We start from the raw sequence: 3911 nt of genomic DNA on the forward strand, positions 1-3911 counted from the left end.
ATCGACGGCGAGCCCGTCGGTGCGATCAACCGCGTGCCGTCCGAGACCGACGCACGCTCCAACATGCATGTCGGCGGACGTGCCGAGGCGACCGTGCTGACGGAGCGCGAGCGCGAGATCTGCGCGCGGATCGGCCCGACGCTGAAGGCGCGCGGGCAGGTGTTCGTCGGCATCGACGTGATCGGCGACTACCTCACCGAGATCAACGTAACCTCGCCGACCGGCATCCGTGAGGTGAAGCGTTTCGGCGGGGCCGACATCGCCGCCCTCTACTGGGACGCCGTCGAGGCGAAGCGCTGAAGTCCGTTCCTGAACGCCCGATGAACAGGGCGTTCGGGAACCGTTCGACCGCGCCGTGCTTGAATGCATTCATCGAAGCCTTGTGACCGGACGGCTCCCATGCCCCGCTTGACCCTTCTGAAATCCGCACTCCTCTTCAGTGCCCTCATCGTGCCGGGCGTCGCCAGCGCCGCGACCGCGATCGCGACCACCAACGTCAACCTGCGCGCCGGCCCGTCGACCGCCTATCCGCCCGTCAACGTGGTGCGCGGTGGCGAGGACGTGCGCGTCTACGGGTGCCTTGCCAACCGCTCGTGGTGCGACGTCGACTTCTACGGCCAGCGCGGCTGGATGTCGTCGAACTACCTCGCCTTCGTGCGCGGCGGCGTGCGCTACACCGGCGAGCGCTCGGTGCGCTACATCGGCGCACCGGTCGTCACCTACTCGTTCGGCGACTATTGGGATCGCTACTACCGCGACCGGCCCTTCTATCGCGAGCGCCAGCGCTGGGACGGCATTTACGGCCCGCGCATCTTTGACCGCGCCGGCCCGCCCCGCCGCGACTGGCGCGACGGCCCGCCGCCTCCGCCCTATGCCCGCCGCGACGACCGCCGCTGGGAGGAGCGTCGCGACGAGCGACGTGACCGCTGGGAAGAGCGCCGCGAGGATCGGCGCCAGCGCTGGGAGGACCGGCGCGAGCGCTACGAGGACGGCCCGCCGCGCTGGCAGCGCACGGATGCCGGCCCCTTCGATCCCGAGGGCTACGACCGCGATTATTGATTAAAAAAGGCGCGCCTACAGGCGCCCTTCTTCGTTTCTGCACGGAGCCGTCAGACGCCCGCCGCGCCCTTCGGCAGCGGCTTCGGCGCGCCGACGCGGGGTGCCGTGGGAGCCGGCGCCGCTGCAGGGGCCGGAGGCGCGACCGGCGCTCCGATCTTCGGCGCGAGCTCCAGCTGCGCCGGCTCGCGCGTCACCTTTCCGTAGATGCGGCGCTCCAGGTCCTTGGCCAGTTCGCGCGCCATAGCGCGGTCGACCCGCGCACGGTCCTGCGCGACCGAGATCACCGCGCCGGCGATGCCGTTGATCGCGCCCTGGTCCGAGGTGCGCGCGTCGAAGCGGGTGATCTCGGTACCGTCCTCCGCGCGCAGCACGCCCTTGGCCGTCAGGTGGTTGGAATCGCCGACGAGCAGCGAGGCGACCGGGTTCTTGTAGTGAACGTCGACCAGCGTCAGATCGAGCACCGCCGGCTTGCCCGGATGGGCGCCGACGAGCTGGGCCGGCACGGTCTGGCGCACCTGCGGCAGGAGATCGGTGTGCGCCTTCAGCGTCGGGGCGGCGTTGATGTCGACCCGCGTGATGGCCAGCGGGCCGGTGGTCTTCACGATGGGCTGGGCGCAGCCGGCGAGCAGCACGGCAAGGCCTGCCGCAACGAGAGGTCTGAACACGAAAGATGAGATCCCGGGAGGTCGAAGGAGAGCCACCTGTAGAGGCGACCGGGCGCGGCTAGTAGCCGAATTGTGCTCGGCAAGTTCTTCGTCCGGTCAAGTTTATGTGTTGCCCAGACGGTGGACTCCTCGCCCTTCGAAACACGGTCCGGAAACTCGCAGAGGTTGTGGAGGACGCGTGTTTGTTCTCGCCTCGTTCTTGTCGCCAACCAGCGGCTTCGCTAACATCTAGAGGATTGGGGACGACAGTCGTTGGGGAACGGGTCGGCATGATCTCGCGCGTCAGGACCGTCGCCTTCCAGGGCGTCGACGCTATTCCAGTCGATGTCGAGGTGATGGTCGCGCCCGGCAAGATGGGGATGCAGATTGTCGGCCTCGCCGACAAGGCGGTGGCGGAAAGCCGCGAGCGCGTCCAGGCGGCGCTGCACGCGTCCGGCCTCTCGATGCCCCCGAAGCGCGTGACCGTGAACCTCGCGCCCGCCGACCTGCCGAAGGAGGGCTCGCACTACGACCTTCCGATCGCCCTCGGCCTGATGGCGGCGCTCGGCGCGCTGCCCGCCGAGAAGCTTGCCGGCTACCTCGTCCTCGGCGAGCTCTCGCTCGGCGGCACGGTCTCGCCGGTCGCGGGCGTCCTGCCGGCGGCGATGGCGGCCCACGACCTGTCGCTCGGCCTGATCTGCCCCGAGGCCGGCGGGCCGGAAGCCGCCTGGGCGAGCGTCGACATGCCGATCGTCGCCGCGCGCAGCCTGATCCAGATCGCCAACCACTTCCGCGGCACGCAGGTCCTCGGCCGGCCCGAGCCCGCCGTACGCGCGTCCGCCGCGGACCTCCCCGACATGGCCGAAATCCGCGGGCAGGCGGCCGCCCGCCGGGCGCTCGAGGTGGCGGCCGCCGGCGGCCACAACATGCTGATGTGCGGGCCGCCGGGCTCCGGCAAGTCGATGATCGCCGGACGCCTGCCTTCGATCCTGCCGCCGCTGGTGCCCGCCGAGATCCTCGACGTGTCGCGCATCGCCTCGATCGCGGGCGAGTTGTCCGACGGGCGGCTGTCGGACCGGCGTCCCTTCCGCGCCCCGCACCATTCCGCCTCGATGGCGGCAATGGTCGGCGGCGGTCACCGCACGCGCCCCGGCGAGGTGTCGCTCGCCCATCGCGGCGTCCTCTTTCTCGACGAGTTGCCGGAGTTCTCGCCCGCCGTCCTCGATTCGCTGCGCCAGCCGATCGAAAGCGGCGAGAGCGTCATCGCGCGCGCCAACTACCGCGTCACCTATCCCGCCCGGTTCCAACTCGTCGCCGCGATGAACCCGTGCCGCTGCGGCATGGCCGGCGAGCCCGGACACACCTGCGCGCGCGGGCCACGATGCGCCTCGGACTATCAGGCCCGCGTCTCCGGCCCGCTTCTCGACCGCATCGACATCCGCATCGACGTGCCAGCCGTCTCGGCCGCCGACCTCCTGACCGTCGCCCCGTCCGAGCCGTCCGCCATGGTGCGCGCGCGCGTCGAGGCCGCCCGCGCCATCCAGGCCGCGCGCTACGAAGCGCTCGGCCTGCCGCCCACGACGCTCAACGCCCATTGCTCGGCCGCCCTCGTCGAGCGCGTCGCCGCCCCCGATGCCGCCGGCTCGAAGCTCCTGCGCGAGGCCGCCGAGCGCATGGCCTTCTCGGCCCGCGCCTACCACCGCATCCTCAAGGTCGCCCGGACGCTGGCCGACCTTGCCGGCACCGAGACCGTCGGCCGCCCGCACCTCGCCGAAGCCATCAGCTACCGCGTCGCCACCGAGCGCCCCGCGGTCGCGGGGTAGGGCTCGGGATGGGATGCCAGCAGGGGCGCTGCCCCCGCACCCCGCTAGAGGACATGACGTCCCCTGGACCCCACTTCACTTGAAGAGTGTCCAAGGAAAAGGGGGCCATCGGCCCCCTTTTCCTTGGAAAACTGTCAAATGAAAGCAGGGGTTCGGGGACGCCAGGCCCCGAGCGGGGACCGGGGCGGCAGCCCCGCGATGTCCCATCCGCACCTACCCCAGGATCGCGCGGACCTCCGGCAGGTCGGCGAGCGGGGTCTGGGGGCGCGGGCCGATCTGGGCGATGATGTGGCCGGCGGCGATGGCGCCGAGGCGGGCGGACTGGTCGTGGGGCAGGCCGGCTGTGTAGCCGCGCAGGAAGCCGGAGGCGAAGAGGTCTCCGGCG

3 protein-coding genes and 1 pseudogene are annotated in these 3911 nt (G+C 71.2%); 3 read left to right on the forward strand and 1 reads right to left on the reverse strand.

The window, feature by feature from the left end; genetic code table 11:
• Nucleotides 1-300, forward strand: a pseudogene (locus QZ753_RS04645) (glutathione synthase); the annotation flags it as partial.
• Nucleotides 301-399: 99 nt separating this feature from the next.
• Complete coding sequence (locus QZ753_RS04650) at nucleotides 400-1059, forward strand: SH3 domain-containing protein (protein ID WP_294641523.1); 660 nt, start codon at nucleotides 400-402, stop codon at nucleotides 1057-1059.
• 50 nt (nucleotides 1060-1109) lie between these two features.
• Here the strand turns inward: QZ753_RS04650 and QZ753_RS04655 are convergent, their stop codons facing one another.
• Entirely contained in the window at nucleotides 1110-1724 is a 615-nt protein-coding gene (locus QZ753_RS04655; RefSeq protein WP_294641524.1) for a hypothetical protein, read from the reverse strand.
• A gap of 269 nt (nucleotides 1725-1993) precedes the next feature.
• Here QZ753_RS04655 and QZ753_RS04660 point away from each other — a divergent pair, with 269 nt between their 5' ends.
• Nucleotides 1994-3526, forward strand: coding sequence for a YifB family Mg chelatase-like AAA ATPase (locus tag QZ753_RS04660; RefSeq protein ID WP_294641525.1), 1533 nt, complete (start codon nucleotides 1994-1996; stop codon nucleotides 3524-3526).
• Nucleotides 3527-3911: the final 385 nt, after the last annotated feature.

Origin of the sequence: uncultured Aureimonas sp. (assembly GCF_913775355.1) — a bacterium.
GTDB lineage: Bacteria > Pseudomonadota > Alphaproteobacteria > Rhizobiales > Rhizobiaceae > Aureimonas.

Excerpts from the sequence above, each read along its gene's own strand:
- QZ753_RS04650 (WP_294641523.1), top strand. The coding sequence starts at position 400 with ATGCCCCGCTTGACCCTTCTGAAATCCGCACTCCTCTTCAGTGCCCTC.
- QZ753_RS04660 (WP_294641525.1), top strand. The coding sequence starts at position 1,994 with ATGATCTCGCGCGTCAGGACCGTCGCCTTCCAGGGCGTCGACGCTATT.